General features: G+C 39.2%; 18 protein-coding genes and 1 other annotated feature. Of the genes, 17 read left to right on the top strand and 1 reads right to left on the bottom strand.

The features are described from left to right. The first annotated feature begins 16 nt into the window (after nt 1-16). From polA to coaE, 4 genes are all read left to right on the top strand, one after another. Entirely contained in the window at nt 17-2,650 is a 2,634-nt protein-coding gene (polA, locus tag V7108_RS01115; RefSeq protein ID WP_335567156.1) for a DNA polymerase I, read from the top strand. 54 nt (nt 2,651-2,704) lie between these two features. Next, nucleotides 2,705-3,532, top strand: coding sequence for a DNA-formamidopyrimidine glycosylase (mutM, locus tag V7108_RS01110; protein WP_335517830.1), 828 nt, complete (start codon nt 2,705-2,707; stop codon nt 3,530-3,532). Nucleotides 3,533-3,616: 84 nt separating this feature from the next. Then, the gene (gene ytaF / locus V7108_RS01105) at nt 3,617-4,258 is read left to right on the top strand and encodes a sporulation membrane protein YtaF (RefSeq protein ID WP_335517832.1); all 642 of its coding nucleotides are present in this window, start codon (nt 3,617-3,619) and stop codon (nt 4,256-4,258) included. Between the two features lie 17 nt (nt 4,259-4,275). After that, nucleotides 4,276-4,881, top strand: coding sequence for a dephospho-CoA kinase (gene coaE / locus V7108_RS01100; protein ID WP_335567155.1), 606 nt, complete (start codon nt 4,276-4,278; stop codon nt 4,879-4,881). A gap of 327 nt (nt 4,882-5,208) precedes the next feature. Here coaE and V7108_RS01095 read toward each other — a convergent pair whose 3' ends face one another. Next, nucleotides 5,209-6,117: a nuclease-related domain-containing protein gene (locus V7108_RS01095; protein WP_335567154.1), complete on the bottom strand. Its 909-nt coding sequence runs from the start codon at nt 6,115-6,117 to the stop codon at nt 5,209-5,211. 207 nt (nt 6,118-6,324) lie between these two features. Between V7108_RS01095 and V7108_RS01090 the strand changes: the two genes are divergently transcribed. The 13 genes from V7108_RS01090 to V7108_RS01030 all read left to right on the top strand — a co-directional run bounded on the left by V7108_RS01090 (nt 6,325) and on the right by V7108_RS01030 (nt 17,602). Beyond that, the gene (locus V7108_RS01090; protein ID WP_335567153.1) at nt 6,325-7,356 is read left to right on the top strand and encodes a glyceraldehyde-3-phosphate dehydrogenase; all 1,032 of its coding nucleotides are present in this window, start codon (nt 6,325-6,327) and stop codon (nt 7,354-7,356) included. A 300-nt stretch (nt 7,357-7,656) separates the two neighbouring features. After that, the gene (gene speD / locus V7108_RS01085) at nt 7,657-8,031 is read left to right on the top strand and encodes an adenosylmethionine decarboxylase (RefSeq protein WP_335509285.1); all 375 of its coding nucleotides are present in this window, start codon (nt 7,657-7,659) and stop codon (nt 8,029-8,031) included. A 110-nt stretch (nt 8,032-8,141) separates the two neighbouring features. Beyond that, nucleotides 8,142-8,531 carry a hypothetical protein gene (locus tag V7108_RS01080; RefSeq protein ID WP_335567152.1) on the top strand — a complete coding sequence of 130 codons (390 nt, stop codon included), beginning with the start codon at nt 8,142-8,144 and terminating at the stop codon, nt 8,529-8,531. Between the two features lie 80 nt (nt 8,532-8,611). Further along, complete coding sequence (gene nrdR, locus V7108_RS01075; protein ID WP_045523558.1) at nt 8,612-9,073, top strand: transcriptional regulator NrdR; 462 nt, start codon at nt 8,612-8,614, stop codon at nt 9,071-9,073. Between the two features lie 52 nt (nt 9,074-9,125). Beyond that, a complete protein-coding gene (locus V7108_RS01070) occupies nt 9,126-10,511 on the top strand; it encodes a replication initiation and membrane attachment family protein (RefSeq protein ID WP_335567151.1) in 1,386 nt (461 codons plus the stop codon). 12 nt (nt 10,512-10,523) lie between these two features. Beyond that, on the top strand, nt 10,524-11,453 hold the full coding sequence (gene dnaI, locus V7108_RS01065; protein WP_335509279.1) for a primosomal protein DnaI: 930 nt from the start codon (nt 10,524-10,526) through the stop codon (nt 11,451-11,453). A 141-nt stretch (nt 11,454-11,594) separates the two neighbouring features. Continuing rightward, nucleotides 11,595-12,458 (top strand): putative sporulation protein YtxC, encoded by an 864-nt coding sequence (ytxC, locus tag V7108_RS01060; protein ID WP_335567150.1) that lies wholly within the window; start codon nt 11,595-11,597, stop codon nt 12,456-12,458. A gap of 494 nt (nt 12,459-12,952) precedes the next feature. Continuing rightward, the gene (gene thrS / locus V7108_RS01055; protein ID WP_335567149.1) at nt 12,953-14,890 is read left to right on the top strand and encodes a threonine--tRNA ligase; all 1,938 of its coding nucleotides are present in this window, start codon (nt 12,953-12,955) and stop codon (nt 14,888-14,890) included. A 169-nt stretch (nt 14,891-15,059) separates the two neighbouring features. After that, nucleotides 15,060-15,191: a sequence feature (ribosomal protein L20 leader region), on the top strand. A gap of 133 nt (nt 15,192-15,324) precedes the next feature. Continuing rightward, nucleotides 15,325-15,828: a translation initiation factor IF-3 gene (gene infC / locus V7108_RS01050; protein WP_034676878.1), complete on the top strand. Its 504-nt coding sequence runs from the start codon at nt 15,325-15,327 to the stop codon at nt 15,826-15,828. A gap of 17 nt (nt 15,829-15,845) precedes the next feature. Further along, a complete protein-coding gene (rpmI, locus tag V7108_RS01045; protein ID WP_045523549.1) occupies nt 15,846-16,046 on the top strand; it encodes a 50S ribosomal protein L35 in 201 nt (66 codons plus the stop codon). A gap of 35 nt (nt 16,047-16,081) precedes the next feature. Then, nucleotides 16,082-16,441, top strand: a complete 360-nt coding sequence (rplT, locus tag V7108_RS01040; RefSeq protein ID WP_335513161.1) for a 50S ribosomal protein L20 — start codon at nt 16,082-16,084, stop codon at nt 16,439-16,441. Nucleotides 16,442-16,498: 57 nt separating this feature from the next. Then, nucleotides 16,499-16,762, top strand: a complete 264-nt coding sequence (locus V7108_RS01035) for a DUF1294 domain-containing protein (protein ID WP_335567148.1) — start codon at nt 16,499-16,501, stop codon at nt 16,760-16,762. A 111-nt stretch (nt 16,763-16,873) separates the two neighbouring features. Next, nucleotides 16,874-17,602: a TVP38/TMEM64 family protein gene (locus V7108_RS01030; RefSeq protein WP_335567147.1), complete on the top strand. Its 729-nt coding sequence runs from the start codon at nt 16,874-16,876 to the stop codon at nt 17,600-17,602. Nucleotide 17,603 lies beyond the last annotated feature (1 nt).

The following is a 17,603-nucleotide window of genomic DNA, read 5'->3' as shown; positions in this document are numbered from 1 at the left end:
TGAAAGGGGTAAATGGATGGAAAAGAAGAAATTAGTATTAATTGATGGGAACAGTATCGCTTACCGTGCATTTTTTGCGCTGCCCCTGTTAAATAATGATAAAGGTGTCCATACAAACGCAGTTTATGGGTTTACCATGATGCTCAATAAAATTATGGAAGATGAAAAGCCCACACATATACTGGTTGCATTCGATGCGGGGAAGACTACGTTTCGGCATAAGACATTTGGTGAGTATAAAGGCGGCAGGCAAAAGACGCCTCCAGAATTATCGGAGCAATTTCCTTATATTCGGGATCTGCTTGATGCGTATGGGATTCAGCGATATGAACTCGAAAATTATGAGGCAGACGACATTATTGGGACTCTTTCATTATCTGCTGAAAAGGAAGGCTATGAAATTAAAGTCATTTCAGGAGATAAAGACTTAACACAGCTTTCCTCTGAACAAACGACAGTGGGAATAACGAGAAAAGGAATCACAGATATAGAGGAATATACGCCAGAACATGTAATGGAAAAGTACGGTCTAACGCCTGAGCAAATTATCGATATGAAGGGGCTAATGGGTGACGCTTCCGATAATATTCCAGGTGTACCCGGTGTCGGAGAAAAAACGGCGATTAAGCTGTTGAAGGAATTTTCTACATTAGAGAAGTTACTAGATTCGATCGATCAAGTAGCTGGAAATAAGTTAAAGGAAAAACTCGAAGAATTCAAAGAGCAGGCAAAGATGAGTAAGGAGCTTGCCACGATTGAAAGGCAGGCACCCGTCGAAGTATCCGTAGAAAATGCCCTTTTTGAGGGATATGAAAGAGAAAAAATTGTCGCTTTATATAAAGAACTTGGCTTTCATTCATTATTGGAAAAGTTAGGCGGCGACACAACAAGTACCGAACAGCTTGAACTTGAAGAAATAGAGTTTCAAACACCTGAAGTCATAACGGATGAGTTGTTCGCTGAAGATAATCATTTTTATATTGAAATGCTCGACGATAACTATCATTATGCAGATATTATCGGTTTTTCACTTGTAAATGAAACTGGCTATTATTATTTTCCAACTGATGTAGCTTTAAAATCTGAAAGCTTTAAAAAATGGGCTGAAGATGATTCAAAAAAGAAAACAGTTTATGATGCGAAACGTTCAGAGGTTTCCTTAAGAAGGCATGGCATTCATTTAAAAGGGGTCAATTTTGACACGTTAATGGCTTCTTATATTATCAATCCAACTGAATCGATTGATGATCTTGCAGACATCGCGAAAAAATATGGAATTACGATGCAATCAGATGAGTCGTTCTATGGAAAAGGAGCAAAAAGAAAAATTCCAGAAGACACAATGCTGGCAGAGCATCTTGTTCGAAAAAGTCTCGCAATGTTTGATTTGAGACAAAAGCTGGAAGACGAGTTAAAAACAAATGAACAATATGAATTATTTACAGAGCTGGAAATGCCATTATCACTGATATTGGCGGATATGGAATCGTGCGGAATCAAGGTTGACAAGGAACGCCTGCTTAAGATGGGCGGCGAAATTCATGACCGGCTCATTGAAATTGAAGGTACCATTTATGAGTTGGCCGGTGAAAAGTTCAACATTAATTCAACTAAACAATTAGGTGTGATTTTATTTGAAAAGTTGAACCTGACAGCCTTTAAGAAAACAAAAACAGGATATTCCACATCCGCAGACGTCTTGGAGAAATTAGCAGATGATCATGAAATCATTGTGCATATTCTCAATTACCGACAGTTAGGAAAGCTGCAATCTACCTATATTGAAGGTCTGCTTAAAGTGATCAATCCAGAAACAGGTAAGATTCATACAAGATATCAACAAACCTTAACATCGACAGGCAGATTAAGCTCTATTGACCCAAATCTACAAAATATTCCTATCCGGTTAGAGGAGGGGCGGAAAATCCGCCAATCCTTTGTACCATCAGAACCTGGATGGATCATTTTTGCTGCGGACTACTCACAAATTGAGCTTAGAGTTCTTGCCGACATTGCCGGTGATGAGAAACTAATTCAGGCATTCAAGGATGATCTTGATATTCACACGAAAACTGCAATGGATGTATTCCATGTGAGTGCTGATGAGGTAACATCCAATATGAGGCGTCAGGCAAAGGCAGTTAACTTTGGGATAGTTTATGGAATAAGTGATTATGGTCTTTCGCAGAGCCTTGGTATTACCCGTAAGGAAGCTGGACTATTTATTGACCGCTACCTTACAAGCTATCCAGGAGTGAAAGAATATATGGATGACATTATCCATTCCTGCAGAGAAAAAGGCTATGTTACTACCCTTCTGCACAGAAGAAGATATATTCCGGAGATTACGGCCCGTAATTTTAATATTCGAAGCTTTGCCGAAAGAACGGCAATGAACACACCCATTCAGGGAAGTGCCGCTGACATCATCAAAAAGGCCATGATCGATATGGCGGATGCATTGAAGGACTATGGGTTAAAAACAAGACTCCTTCTCCAAGTTCACGATGAACTCATCTTTGAAGCACCAGAAGAGGAAATCGAAACGCTGAAGAAATTAGTTCCGGATGTTATGGAAAATGCACTCGAATTAAAAGTGCCATTAAAAGTAGACTTTTCCTATGGCCCAACATGGTTTGACGCGAAATAGAAAAGCGGAAGCACCTAGAAGCTGAAGCTGGTCATCTTAGGGAGGACTTATTGTATGCCAGAGCTGCCAGAAGTAGAAACAGTTAGAAAAACGTTAAAAAAACTTGTTTCGCAAAAACAGATTGAAAATGTAACCATTCATTGGCCAAAAATTATCAAAAATCCACTCGAAGTTGAACAATTCATGGATGCCCTTAAGGGCGAGACCATTGAGGATGTCGGCCGAAGAGGAAAGTTTTTAATCATCTATACGAATACGTACGCCCTCGTCTCTCATTTACGGATGGAAGGAAAATATGGGCTTTATCCAAGTGAAGAACCATATGACAAGCATACACATGTAATCTTCCATTTTACAGATGGAAGTGAGCTGAGGTATCGCGATGTTCGTAAATTTGGAACGATGCACTTGTATAAAAAAGGGGAGGAATTTCTCAAGCCCCCGCTAATTGACCTTGGACCAGAGCCATTTTCAGAGGAGTTTACTGTAGAGTACTTGACTGAAAGGCTAAAAAAGACGAATCGAAAAATAAAACCTGCACTCCTGGATCAAAAAGTCTTTGTCGGACTCGGGAACATCTATGTGGACGAGGCTTTGTTCCGTTCAGGAATTCATCCCGAAAGGCTAGCCAATTCTTTGAGTGAACCTGAACTAACATTACTTCATCGGGAAATCGTGGCGACATTAGGTGAAGCGGTTGAAAAAGGGGGAAGTACCATTCGTTCGTATGTAAATTCACAGGGTGAAATTGGAATGTTCCAGCTCGAGTTATATGCTTACGGCCGCGAAGGGGAAGCCTGCAAAAACTGTGGAAGGCCGCTGGAAAAAACCAAGGTCGGCGGAAGAGGAACCCATTTCTGTCCTAACTGTCAAAAGCTTTAAGCAAGAGAAGTGTCAATTTAATAACAAAGGATGGGCTCCTGCCATATACTATCGTAGTGATTGACGGAAGGAGCCCTAGACATCATGTTTCAATTGTTCTCACTTCTCCTGCTGGCTTTTGCTCTCAGTCTTGATAGCTTTAGCGTAGGGTTTACGTACGGATTAAGAAAAATGGTACTGCCGCTCAAATCAGTACTCATTATTGCTACCTGTTCTGCAATTTCATTGTTGGTTGCTGTGTCAATTGGACATGGTCTGGAAAGAATCTTATCACCTGGTATCACGGCAAGCCTGGGGGGCTTAATATTAATTGCTCTCGGTGCCTGGGTATTGTATCAATTTTTCCGGCCTGAAAAAGAAAAGGATTCCGAACTGCTGGAACATGAAAAGTTAATTGTCAATTTTGAAATTCAATCTTTAGGAATCGCCATCAATATTCTAAAAAAACCAATGTCTGCGGACTTTGACCGTTCAGGTACCATTACTGGAATTGAGGCATTTATGCTGGGCTTTGCCTTGTCTATTGATGCATTTGCCGCAGGAATTGGTGCGGTTATGATTGGATTCTCCCCTATTTATCTAGCTGTCAGCGTAGCGGTGATGAGTTCTTTATTTGTTCTTTTAGGAATAAAAAGCGGTGCCTATTTTCATAGGTTTAGTTGGGTCCAGAAATTTACCTTTCTACCAGGGATTTTATTAATTATCATCGGTATTTGGAAATTATGATAAGAAAGGAAAAGAGTATGTCACTAGTAATCGGGTTAACAGGCGGAATAGCCAGTGGAAAAAGTACAGTTTCAAACATGTTAAAAGAAATGGACATTACAGTAATTGATGCAGACATAGAAGCCCGCCTTGCTGTTGAAAAAGGAGAACCCGGCTATCAAAAAATCGTTGCTGAATTTGGTCAGGATATTTTACTGGCTAGCGGTGAAATTGATAGGGTGAAACTCGGTTCGATCATTTTTCATAACGCTGAGAAACGACAGCTCTTAAACAATATTGTTCATCCTGAAGTAAGAAAAAGAATGAGTGACAAAGTGGAAGCGGCGAAGGGGAGCGGGGAACAAGTCATTGTCCTCGATATCCCACTCTTGTTTGAAAGTAAATTAACATATATGGTTGAAAAGACCATTTTGGTCTATGTAGATCGTTCGGTCCAATTGCAGCGGCTAATGGAGAGGAATGATCTCACGTTGGAAGATGCGGAGGCACGCGTAAAATCGCAAATGCCGCTTGCGGAAAAAGTGGCTTTAGCCGATGCGATTATTGATAACAACGGGGCCGTGGCTGAATCGAGGGAACAGCTCGTTGAAATATTACGGGGTTGGGGAATTGATAGCTTGTAAAAAAAGAAGGGGGAGACCCCTTCTTTTTTTGTATATAAGATTATAATACAGTGGTGATTGTTCCCGTAAATCCGGTGACCGCGTATTATCGTAACAATCCGGCCAAGATTGTGCCGATAAATTCGGTGAACGTGAATTATCGTAACAATCCGGCCAAGATTGTGCCAATAAATTCGATGAACGCAAATTATCGTAACAATCCGGCCAAGATTGTGCCGATAAATCCGTTGAACGCGAATTATCGTAACAATCCAACCGACATTATGCCTGTAAACCAACTAAGCGTGAATTATAGGCACAATCTAATCAAATACCATTTTTTATAAATTACTCATAATAGCTTTCCTTTGTATTCCCAGTTGCCTTGAGGTTTTTCTTTAAAATTCGTCTTATTGTTTTCATTGAAACACTCCCCCCACACCAATCATGAACTAACTTAGTTGTAATCTTAATCCCTGGAAACAGGAGCTTTAATTCATCTACACTCCGCAGAATCACGGAATCAACGTCTTCTACATGCCCACATTGATTACAGGTTATTTTCTTTCTATTGATCGATAAAGATGACAAGTGGCAATTCCCACAGAACATTGCTTTTTTCAACATATCAAAATCATACTTCGGTAGCCGACTATAAGGATTTTCAGTTATATGCAAGGAAACTAACATGTCTGCAAGCTTCGAATGCCTTTCATTCAGCCTCGAAGGGATCTTTTGTAGTTTTTTAATAAAAGAATTTAATTGTGTCGGTAAGATAATTTGTGGATTTTGGGTTGGATGAAATAAAGTAAATTCGGGGTTATTGAAAACCAAGTGTGCTTCTGTATGGAAATTAAAACCATATTTTTGGATTAATTGGCGGAACAAGGAATGACATCGTTTCAACTGAAGCAAAGGATCCTTCTTTTCGCTTCCAGTTTTTGTTTTAAACAACTCCTTTTCATCATAATAGTACTCTCCTTCAAAATATTTCACATCAATCAGGTGGATAACTCCAGAAAAAATAATTAAAGTGTCGATTTGGAATAAGGATTCACCCACTTCAAGTAACAAATCATTAAGAATCAAATTTTCGTTTTCTAATCCCGCAGTCAGTTTGTCAAACTTCATTTCGCCTTCATACCCTTTTTCCTGATTTGAAAGATGAAGCTTCTCTCTTTCCGTAAATTCCATTTTGCCATTCAAAATTCTCAAAATAACTAATTCAGCAGGTATAGGACGACCTCTAATTAACATACCTCACTCCCTTTCTATAAACTAATTTTATAACAAATATCCCGCCCCAGCGACCCATTAAACATGGATATTCTGTTAACAAGCTATACGGATTAAAAACTTTTGAAAAATCCGCACATTATATATCGCATTTTCATCCAAATATGTTATACTAATTACATCGAATTAAGTTAATAAGTATAACATTATTACGGAAGGGGCCGTGAAATGAAGGCGAGAGTTGCAATTAATGGTTTTGGGAGAATTGGAAGGATGGTTTTTAGAAAAGCTATCCTTGAAAATAAGCTTGATATTATTGCTATTAATGCGAGCTATCCTGCAGAAACATTAGCTCATTTAATTAAATATGATACGGTTCATGGACCATTTCAAGGGGATATCATTGCATTAGATGAAGAGCTAATTGTAAACGGTAAACGTGTAAAATTATTAAGTAATCGAAATCCGGAACAGCTTCCATGGAAAGATTTAAATATTGATGTGGTGATTGAAGCGACCGGAAAATTTAATTCACGTGACAAAGCTAGTCTGCACTTAGACGCAGGAGCAAAAAAGGTAATTATTACTGCGCCGGGGAAAGATGAGGATATTACAATTGTTATGGGGGTTAACGAAGAAAAGTTGGATATCCACCAACACGATGTGATTTCCAACGCTTCTTGTACGACGAACTGTCTAGCACCAGTGGCGAAGATTTTGGATGAAAAATTTGGAATCGAAAATGGTCTTATGACAACCATTCATTCCTATACAAATGATCAGAGGAATATCGATAATCCGCATAAAGATTTGCGGAGAGCCAGAGCATGTGGACAATCTATCATCCCAACCACAACGGGAGCAGCTAAAGCATTGTCACTAGTATTACCGCAGTTAAAGGGTAAGCTGCATGGAATGTCACTTCGCGTACCTACACCAAATGTGTCACTCGTTGACCTGGTTGTCGATTTGAAGCAGGACGTGACACTTGATGAAATCAATCAAGCATTTATTGAAGCAAAAAATGGCCCACTAAAGGGGATTCTAGACTTTACATTGGAACCGCTTGTCTCCGTTGATTTCAATACAAATCCGCATTCTGCGATCATCGATGGACTGTCTACAATGGTAATGGGGGACAGAAAAGTAAAGGTGCTGGCTTGGTACGATAATGAGTGGGGATATTCTTCACGCGTGGTTGATCTTACCTTATATGTTGCCCATTTAATGGCGAATAGCAATTCAGTGAAAGTTGGATAGAATAAAGAAATGCTGTCGATGGACAGCATTTTTTTGTGCCGTTTCCTTTTCCATACAGATTATTGTTTTTTTTGAGGTACATGCCCCTCAAAAAGAAATGGGAATTTTTAGAATGATAGGTTGCAAAAGAAATATAAACTTAGTATACTAATCATCGTGAACTTCTTGAAATTAGGTGCCGATTAATTACTTAAAGGGTTAGGACCTCATTGGACTAACTTTCCCCCGTTGTAATTACTAGATACCATCAACAAATGATTTCAAGAATGAAGCAAAAATGTTTGGAGGGGGAACATAAATATGGAAACAATAGGACGTCACGTAATCTCTGAATTATGGGGATGCGACTTTGAAAAATTGAATAATATGAATTTTATTGAACAAACTTTTGTCGAAGCAGCCCTTAAATCCGGTGCAGAAATTCGTGAGGTAGCTTTTCATAAATTTGCACCACAAGGCGTGAGCGGTGTTGTCATCATTTCTGAATCTCACTTAACCATTCACAGCTTCCCTGAACATGGCTATGCAAGCATTGATGTTTATACATGCGGAGATTTAGATCCCAATGTAGCAGCAGATTATATTGCTGAAAGCTTAAATGCACAAACACGTGAAAATATTGAAATTCCACGTGGTATGGGTCCTGTTCAAGTAAAACAGGCAAAAGCTCTTTAAAATCTATAAAAATAATAATGACAAGGGGTGTATTTTGAGTACACCTCTTTTATTTTTTTCGCAAAGTATTGTAAACTAAGGTAAAAGATATATTTGGAGGCAATTATTCTATGTTAGGTAACTTATTTATTCGTTTTAGAAAGCAGGTCGAAACTTCAGATAATCAAAAGGATAGTGCCTTAACTACCCATTACTATAAAGCCACTTTCAATCAGGTATTTAAATCTGTTGAGGATCTCTTTAGACAGGACGCGGATTGCCGAATCGCAACTGTTTCGAAAGATCATGGGGAAATTGCCGTTGAAATTGATAAACCGGTTCCTTGCTTTCTTATTGTAACGGTAGTTTCAGTGAAACCTATGGAAACAGCAGTAGATTTTAATATTTCTACTGAAAGGTTTTCACCCGTCGGTATGTATCCCGTTTTAAAGAAAAGGTTAATTTCATATTACGAGAAAATTAACAAATTACATACTCTAGTTCGAAGCGGAAAAAATTGATAATTTCTTGTGTTACCGTTTTCTTTTTAATAAGATAGTTCATATATAAATATGTATGGATTGATTTGGGAGTTGATCAAATGAAGTGCCCTTCATGTCAAAATTATGGTACACGTGTGCTTGATTCCCGGCCAGTTGATGAGGGTCGTGCAACCCGAAGAAGGCGTGAGTGTGAAGAATGTGGATATCGTTTTACGACATTCGAGAAGATTGAAGAAATTCCACTGATCGTCGTCAAAAAGGAAGGTACGAGGGAAGAATTCAGTCGCGATAAAATTTTACGTGGCTTAATTAAAGCCTGTGAAAAGCGTCCTGTTGCTTTAAAGGAATTAGAGGATATTACCCAAGGGGTAGAAAAGGAACTGCGCAGTCAAGGAATATCCGAAATAAAAAGTGAATTGATTGGTGAAATGGTCATGGACAGGCTTGCCCATGTGGATGAGGTAGCCTATGTACGGTTTGCGTCTGTGTACCGTCAATTTAAAGATATTAATGTTTTTATTCAAGAATTAAAGGAATTGATAAACAAGGAGAAATCCTAGAGAGCTAAAGAAGTCTTTGGCTCTTTATTACTTTTATAAAAGGGTGAATGAAATGGCGCAGCATTGGCAGGAATTGATTCCGATTGACCGTTACCTTGTTACGTCAAGTGGATTGCTGCATGAATATGACCGCAAAGTGCTGACTTTTTTGTACCAGCCCTTAATCGGCTCTGCTTGTTTAAGTTTATATTTGACACTCTGGGCTGAGATTGAAGAAAATAGACTATGGTCGGAGTCTTCCACCCATCATTTATTAATGAATTTATTAAGTGTCAATTTAAAGGATATCTATGAAGCAAGGCTAAAGCTTGAAGGAATTGGTTTACTAAAAACATACGTAAAATCAGATGATGATGGACGTTCTTTTATCTATGAACTCCATCCGCCGTTAAATCCGGAACAGTTCTTTCTTGATGGAATGTTAAATATTTATTTATATCGTAAAATTGGAAAAAACCACTTTGCCCGGTTAAAACGCTTTTTTAGTGATAAGCAAAAACCTTTGGATGAGGAGTATTCCGACGTAACACGGTCTTTTCAGGATGTGTTTGCATCGGCTACACCTGGAAGTGTTCAATATATGCAAGACCATTCGGAAGACCTAGAAGCACAGCACAACCTAGAATTTATCGGCCGTCAGGATCAAAAACCAATCCAAATCGATACGAAAACCTTTGATTTTGACCTATTAATGGCAGGTCTTCAAGAATCGCTCGTTCCTCAAAAGTCACTAACCAAAAAGGTAAAAGAGGTTATCAGTAACCTAGCCTTCCTTTATGGAATTGGTCCCATTGAAATGAAAAACTTTATTTTAGGGGCTATCAATGAGAAGGATGAAATTGATATTGAGGACTTAAGAAAAGGTGCGCGTGATTGGTATCAATTTGAAAATTATGACCAACTGCCGAGCCTGGTCAATCGAACCCAGCCCGCTGTTCATCAGGAACAAGTAACGGAACCGAAAACGCAGGAACAAAAGTTAGTGCGTTATTATGAAACGACACCACCGATTGTGATTTTTAAAGAACTTTCAGGCGGCGTTGAACCATCAGCTTCGAATCTAAAGATATTAGAGGAAGTAATGATTAAATATAAACTTCCTCCTGGTGTGGTAAACGTGTTGATTGAGGTTGTCCTTAGAAAAACAGATATGAAATTTACTAAGGGATTTGTTGAATCGATAGCCAGCCATTGGGCTCGCCTTAAGATTAAGACCGTTAGGGAAGCAATGGAAGCTGCACGAAAAGAAGAGCGAAGCGTTAAAGAAAGTAAAAAAACCGGGAAATCTTCTAAAAAACCTATCCGGACTGAAGTTTTACCTGATTGGTTTGATGAGAATGGTAAAGATAGTAGTAAAGAAATTCAAACAGATGATAACACAGAGCTTGAAGCGAAAAAGCGTGCAATTGAAGAAAAGCTAAAAGCCTTTCGTAAATAGGGGTTGAGGGTAATGGAAAAAATAAATCGAACACTAAAGCGTTTAGCCTCAAATGAAAGCTTTCAGAAACGCTATGAAGAGCAGCGGCAGCAAGTTCTAAAGCAACCTGATGTTCAAGCTTTTCTGACGGAACATCAAAATGAGCTAACACAGGCAACCATTGAAAAAAGCATGAGTAAGCTTTATGAGTATACCCAGCAAAGTAAAGAATGCAATCGGTGTGAGAGTCTCGATGGCTGTATTAACTTCATGAAAGGATACCATCCGGATTTAGTGCTGGTTCGTAACTCGATTGATGTGGTTTATAAGCGTTGTCCTAGAAAAGTGATGGCAGACGAACAAAAGAAAAATCAAAAACTTATTAAAAGCCTTCATGTGCCAAAAGATATTTTGGAAGCTACTTTTGAAGAGTTCGAAGGTGACTTGGGACGTTTAGACGCAGGAGACAAGGCTGCTACCTTTTTAATGAATTACGAGGCCGGCCTAAAACCAAAGGGCCTATATTTATATGGCAAGTTTGGCGTCGGAAAATCCTATTTATTAGGAGCCATAGCCAATGAATTGGCCAAAAAGCAAATCTCCTCGATGATTGTGTATGTACCTGAGTTGCTGCGTGAAATGAAAAGTGCAATAGGTGATTCTACCTTAAATGAAAAAATTGAAGCTCTCAAAAAAGAACCTATCTTAATGCTTGATGATATCGGTGCAGAAGCGGTTTCCAGCTGGACAAGAGATGAAGTATTAGGTCCAATCCTACAGTTCAGAATGCTTGAAAAGCTTCCAACCTTCTTTACCTCTAATTTTGACTTTCAAGGACTAGAGCACCATTTAACCTACAGTCAACGCGGTGAAGAGGAGAAAATGAAAGCACGAAGAATCATGGAAAGAATCCGAAGTTTAAGTGAACCCGTTCTAGTTGATGGACGAAACCGCAGGGATTAAAAAATAGGGATTGCCGAGTTATTTTCGGTAATCCTTATTTTTTTTCACAATATCGTTGTAACCTAGCTGTCTTAACTTCTATTTTGTCCAAGTCCCCCATATAAATAGTAAAACAGAGTATGGGTCAGAGGGGGGATTTGGTTGGCAGAAATCATCTTCCGAAGCAAGATGGATGTGAAGAGATTTTATGATCACTTGCGGGAGTGCTTAAAATATAATCAAGATATTCTTCTAATAGAAGATCGACATATAGTAAGGATTCTGGAAAACAAGGTAAGTTTAGAAGAGGTCAAGGACGCATTTTATCAATTTATCATAAAAATAAAACGTGATGATTGGCTGCGCTCCATTTTACAGGAGCAGTATTTTTTCGAGGACCCAGAAGAGCAACAGCACATCATGGAGATTATTGATTCTGTTCTTGAGGGTGCTAGGGAGGACCTGACTGTTTTAATTAAGAAAAATGAGGAAATGCCAGATATTAGAGAAGCGATTGATGAAATTTTTCAAGAGAATGTTTCTTTTTCATTTGATTCCTTTCTAAAATTTCGATTGCGTCCTTATATAAAAATGTTAGAGAGTTACGTAGAAATATCCATTGATGAATATAAAATGGAACAAGAGTATCAAATGTTTATCCAAACATTACGGGATTTTTTAGCATGCCGTGAACCAAGAATGGACACGCTGCATTTGTTATTTGATGAGGAGATTACCTTTTTTGATGAAAAATTTGAAGAGATAAAAAGGGGAGAGCTGGTGAGAATGATAGATCGGAAGCTTTTGTTTAATCATCCGGTTTATGTGGATTCTGCATCCATTGCACCTTTATTATCAATCGCACCTAAGAATATTTACCTTTATACAAAAAATCCGGAGGAACCGCTTGTAAGGACGATTAAAAACATCTTTGAAGAAAGAGTTTTAATCAAGTCATATAAAGGTTTGCGAGATACAAAAGAAAGGGTTCAACAGGAAAACAGCGCAAATGAAAACGGTGCTTAAAAAATTGTGTGCTTGGTGTATTGATTTTTTATAAAATTATCATTATAATAACGTACATAATCTAAATGAAGCAAAAGTAATGATAAGGACAACAGTATTTTTTCACGGTTACCAGAGAGGGAGGACCTGGCTGAAAGCCTCCTAGCACGGATTGAATGCTTACCACCTTTAAACTTCAGCGGTGAACGCTTCTTTGAAGTGAGTAATCGACTGACGGGAAACAGCCCGTTACCCTGTCCTAAAGTCATTTTTAAGTGTGTTTATAAAAATGAAAAATTGGGTGGAACCACGTGTTTAATAAACTCGTCCCTTTTCCAGGGACGGGTTTTTTTATTTTTTATCAAATATTCGAGAATTGTCTAGCTGCAGCGCCTAGGGGCTTGGGTCATAAGCCAATCCGTCAAAAAGGTCAAAGAACGACCTTTTCGCCGGCTCGTCTAGACTCACGCCCCTGGGCAAGGCGCTTCCGCTTTTCTCACAAAGGAGGAAAAACCATGTCAGACGTTGTTAAGATTTCGTTTCCAGATGGAGCAGTGAAGGAGTTCCCTCGTGGAACAACAACGGAAGATATTGCCGCTTCCATCAGCCCGGGACTGAAGAAAAAGGCTATTGCCGGGAAATGGAATGGTCAATTATTTGATCTTCGCCGTCCAATCGTAGAGGACGGTTCCATAGAAATCGTTGTCCCAGATTCAAAAGATGCCTTAGAGATTTTGCGTCATAGTACTGCACACTTAATGGCACAAGCGATTAAAAGGCTGTATGGCAAAGAAGTAAACCTTGGGGTAGGTCCCGTTATTGAAGGTGGATTTTATTATGACATCGACCTTGAAGAATCAATTACTCCAGAAGATCTTCCGAAAATTGAAAAAGAAATGGCGAAGATCGTCAATGAAAACATTGAAATCGTTCGTAAAGAGGTTAGCCGTGCGGAAGCCGTTCAGTTCTTCAAAGCAGCCGGTGACCCATACAAGCTTGAACTCATTGAAGCGATCCCTGATGATGAGACAGTGACAATTTATGAGCAAGGTGATTTCGCTGACCTTTGCCGAGGTGTTCACGTACCTTCAACTGGAAAAATTAAAGAATTTAAATTATTAAGCATTGCAGGTGCCTACTGGCGTGGTGACAGCAAAAATAAAATGCTGCAGCGTATTTATGGTACTGCGTTCTTTAAGAAAGAAGACCTTGCAGAGCACCTTCGCTTATTGGAAGAAGCGAAAGAACGTGACCACCGTAAAATTGGTAAAGAGTTGAACCTTTTCACAAGCTCACAATTAGTTGGACAAGGGCTGCCATTATGGTTACCAAAGGGTGCAACTATTCGACGAGTAATTGAACGTTACATTGTTGATAAAGAGCAGCGTCTTGGCTATGACCATGTGTACACTCCAATCATGGGCAGTGTGGATTTATATAAAACTTCAGGTCACTGGGATCATTACCAGGAGGATATGTTCCCTATAATGGACATGGATAACGAGCAATTGGTACTTCGTCCAATGAACTGTCCGCACCACATGATGGTGTACAAAAATGCTATACACAGTTATCGTGAACTTCCAATTCGAATTGCTGAACTTGGAACTATGCACCGTTACGAAATGTCCGGCGCTTTATCTGGACTGCAGCGTGTTCGTGGGATGACATTAAATGATGCTCATATCTTTGTTCGACCTGATCAAATTAAAGATGAATTTAAACGAGTGGTTAATCTTGTTTTAGCTGTATACAAAGATTTCAACATTAATGACTATTCCTTCCGTCTTTCCTACAGAGACCCGCAAGATACTGAAAAGTATTTTGATGATGATGCAATGTGGGAAAAAGCACAAAGTATGTTGAAGGATGCGATGGATGACCTTGGCCTTGATTATTATGAAGCAGAAGGAGAAGCTGCTTTCTACGGTCCTAAGCTCGATGTTCAAGTAAAAACTGCTTTAGGAAAAGAAGAAACACTTTCTACTGTACAGTTAGACTTCTTGCTTCCTGAAAGATTTGATCTGAATTATGTGGGTGAGGACGGGAAACAGCATCGCCCAGTTGTTATCCACCGCGGTGTTGTGTCAACAATGGAACGGTTTGTAGCCTTCTTAATTGAGGAATACAAAGGTGCCTTCCCAACTTGGTTAGCGCCAGTACAGGTACAGGTCATTCCTGTTTCTCCCGATGCACATTATGATTTTGCTAAGCAGGTTCAGGAACAGCTTCAAAATGAAGGCTTCCGTGTTGAAATAGATGGCCGTAATGAAAAAATCGGCTACAAAATCCGTGAAGCACAAATGCAAAAAATTCCATATATGCTCGTTGTCGGTGACAAGGAAGTTGAAGAAAATGCCGTTAACGTCCGTAAATATGGTGAGCAAAAGTCAGTAACAGAGCCATTTGCACAATTCCTTGAATCATTAAAAGCAGAGGTAAAAAGAGGATAAATGATCGCAAGGGGAGATTTTTCTCCCCTTGTTTTTTTGAAAAGAAAAAATTTCTATTGAATAATATTTCATTTCTTGATAGAATGATTTTTGTTGTCATACGAAATGTGTGTTTGACATCATATCTTTGTTTATGTTATAGTTACTAAGGAAAATTGAATACTAGTTTTGGGAAAAGAAGAAGCACCCGCTTCTCACCTGATTGACGCAATTGGCAGTTGGCAGGTTTTACGTGAACTTTTTAGTTTATTACTTTTGTTTCGTAAAGTGTGGGTGTTCGCATCCGCACTTTTTTATTTGCAAAAAAACAAAACATCTAAAAGTTGTTCATTTCTTGCCGAAACAGCAAAGTGTCATAAGTCAGTCAGCTGATTAACTTGACCCAAATGTTGTATTCGTGAAAACCTTGGAGGTGGCTAATTATTAGCAAAGACATGTTGTTAAATGAGGGTATTCGCGCTCGTGAAGTTCGCCTAATTGATCAAAACGGCGAGCAATTGGGGATTAAAACCAAATTTGAAGCGTTGGAGATTGCTGGAAGAGTGAATCTTGATTTGGTACTAGTTGCACCAAATGCGAAGCCTCCGGTAGCCCGAATTATGGACTATGGCAAATTCAAATTCGAGAATCAAAAGAAAGAAAAAGAAGCTCGAAAGAATCAAAAGATTATTGTTACCAAAGAAGTTCGTCTCAGCCCAACAATTGATGAGCACGACTTTAATACAAAACTTCGCAATGCGATTAAGTTTTTGGAAAAAGGCGACAAGGTAAAAGCTTCAATCCGCTTTAAGGGCCGGGCGATTACCCATAAAGAAATCGGTCAACGTGTATTAGACCGTTTTGCTACCGAGTGCAAGGAAGTTGCAACAATCGAGTCTCATCCAAAAATGGATGGACGAAGCATGTTCCTCGTTCTAGCACCTAAAACTGAAAAGTAATAAGGAGGACTATCCCAATGCCAAAAATGAAAACTCACCGTGGCGCTGCAAAGCGTTTCAAGAAAACTGGTTCTGGTAAACTGAAGCGTTCACACGCTTATACTAGCCACTTATTTGCAAATAAGTCTACTAAAGCAAAGCGTAAGCTTCGCAAAGCGTCTGTTGTTTCTAAAGGCGATTTCAAACGCATCCGTTTCTTATTAACAAACATCAAGTAAATTCGAGCGATCGATTTATATAGGAGGGTAATTACATGCCACGTGTAAAAGGCGGTACAGTTACGCGCAAGCGTCGTAAAAAAGTTTTAAAATTAGCAAAAGGTTATTATGGTTCAAAACATACATTATATAAAGTAGCTAACCAACAGGTTATGAAATCTTTAATGTATGCATTCCGCGATCGTCGCCAGAAGAAGCGCGACTTCCGTAAACTTTGGATTACTCGTATCAACGCAGCAGCTCGTATGAACGGTCTTTCTTACAGCCGTTTAATGCATGGCTTAAAGCTTGCTGGTATCGAAGTAAACCGCAAAATGCTTGCTGAATTAGCAGTGAGCGATGCTGCAGCATTTACTGAATTAGCAAACGTTGCAAAACAACAACAATCTAAATAATTTATAAAAAGCCATTCTCCGTCGCGAGGATGGCTTTTTCTATAAGGGAGTGGGGAAATGAATACACTATTAGCGGTGTACATCATCATGAATCTGATTGGTCTTGTGGTGATGAAGGCAGATAAAGAACGGGCAAAAAAACATGAATACCGAATAAGTGAAAGGACGTTGTGGCTGATTGCGGTATTTGGCGGGGCGGTTGGAACAACTGCCGGGATGCAGCTATACCGGCATAAGACAAAGCACCAGGCCTTTAGGATTGGATTTCCCTTACTGGCGGCCGCAGAAATAATTCTTTTCGTTTATATTTACAGATTGTAGACATAACAGCTTGCCCCTATTTATAAGCTTAATTATCAACAAAGAGCGAAAGCGCCTTCGGAACAAGCACAGCTTGTTCCTGCGAAGAGTATTCAAAGGAGCTTTCCCTTTGTGTTCAGCCCCGACAGGCATAAGGCCGAGCTGGCAGGAAGGTTGTTCTTTAACCTTCATGACGGATTGGCTTATGACCCCGAGGGGCTAGGCGATGGAGCTGGATTCACAACAAAGATTAACACCCAGGGGGCATGTACAATGAATGAGGATTTGTCATTGCTGTTAATCATGGTAGAAGCAGGAGGGATTTTTGCTCCTTTGGCATTCATTCTCTTTCATTTGCTAAGATCGTTCCTATTCATTCCTGTATCAGTTGTCGTCATCGCGGGAGGAGTGCTATTTGGAACGGTATGGGGAACGATTTATTCGGTTATTGGCTTAATGGGGGTTAGTATTTCTTTCTATGCTTTTATAGATAGATTGCCGAAAACCCAGAACCGTTTGATACAAATAAAAAATCGCTGGTTCGGTGAATACCGGAATCTTACTGTTGGTCAAATTGCTATTTTAAGACTTATTCCATTTGTACATTACCATTTATTAAGCTTCTGTTTAAAGCAAAGAAAACCAAGATTTAAGGACTACATGAAGGCTTCTTTCCTGACAAATATTCCGATTGCCTTTTTTTGTACTATTTTTGGAGAGTACATCAGCACGTTTACCCCATCCGTTATTGCAGTGATTCTGCTTGGGTTAACATTTCTTGTTTATTTGTTAAGGGAGAAACAAAATGTGATTAAATGGAAGGAGTTTTTTAAAAGAACAAAAGAAAAAGCCGCTGGTTAAG

The sequence above is a fragment of the Neobacillus vireti genome (assembly GCF_036962345.1).
Lineage (GTDB): Bacteria > Bacillota > Bacilli > Bacillales > Cytobacillaceae > Neobacillus > Neobacillus vireti_A.
Note: the sequence above shows the minus strand (reverse complement) of the source record. Positions and strands in the feature narration are given on the sequence as shown.

Excerpts from the sequence above, each read along its gene's own strand:
- polA (WP_335567156.1), top strand. The coding sequence starts at position 17 with ATGGAAAAGAAGAAATTAGTATTAATTGATGGGAACAGTATCGCTTAC.
- mutM (WP_335517830.1), top strand. The coding sequence starts at position 2,705 with ATGCCAGAGCTGCCAGAAGTAGAAACAGTTAGAAAAACGTTAAAAAAA.
- ytaF (WP_335517832.1), top strand. The coding sequence starts at position 3,617 with ATGTTTCAATTGTTCTCACTTCTCCTGCTGGCTTTTGCTCTCAGTCTT.
- coaE (WP_335567155.1), top strand. The coding sequence starts at position 4,276 with ATGTCACTAGTAATCGGGTTAACAGGCGGAATAGCCAGTGGAAAAAGT.
- V7108_RS01095 (WP_335567154.1), bottom strand. The coding sequence starts at position 6,117 with ATGTTAATTAGAGGTCGTCCTATACCTGCTGAATTAGTTATTTTGAGA.
- V7108_RS01090 (WP_335567153.1), top strand. The coding sequence starts at position 6,325 with ATGAAGGCGAGAGTTGCAATTAATGGTTTTGGGAGAATTGGAAGGATG.
- speD (WP_335509285.1), top strand. The coding sequence starts at position 7,657 with ATGGAAACAATAGGACGTCACGTAATCTCTGAATTATGGGGATGCGAC.
- V7108_RS01080 (WP_335567152.1), top strand. The coding sequence starts at position 8,142 with ATGTTAGGTAACTTATTTATTCGTTTTAGAAAGCAGGTCGAAACTTCA.
- nrdR (WP_045523558.1), top strand. The coding sequence starts at position 8,612 with ATGAAGTGCCCTTCATGTCAAAATTATGGTACACGTGTGCTTGATTCC.
- V7108_RS01070 (WP_335567151.1), top strand. The coding sequence starts at position 9,126 with ATGGCGCAGCATTGGCAGGAATTGATTCCGATTGACCGTTACCTTGTT.
- dnaI (WP_335509279.1), top strand. The coding sequence starts at position 10,524 with ATGGAAAAAATAAATCGAACACTAAAGCGTTTAGCCTCAAATGAAAGC.
- thrS (WP_335567149.1), top strand. The coding sequence starts at position 12,953 with ATGTCAGACGTTGTTAAGATTTCGTTTCCAGATGGAGCAGTGAAGGAG.
- infC (WP_034676878.1), top strand. The coding sequence starts at position 15,325 with ATGTTGTTAAATGAGGGTATTCGCGCTCGTGAAGTTCGCCTAATTGAT.
- rpmI (WP_045523549.1), top strand. The coding sequence starts at position 15,846 with ATGCCAAAAATGAAAACTCACCGTGGCGCTGCAAAGCGTTTCAAGAAA.
- rplT (WP_335513161.1), top strand. The coding sequence starts at position 16,082 with ATGCCACGTGTAAAAGGCGGTACAGTTACGCGCAAGCGTCGTAAAAAA.
- V7108_RS01035 (WP_335567148.1), top strand. The coding sequence starts at position 16,499 with ATGAATACACTATTAGCGGTGTACATCATCATGAATCTGATTGGTCTT.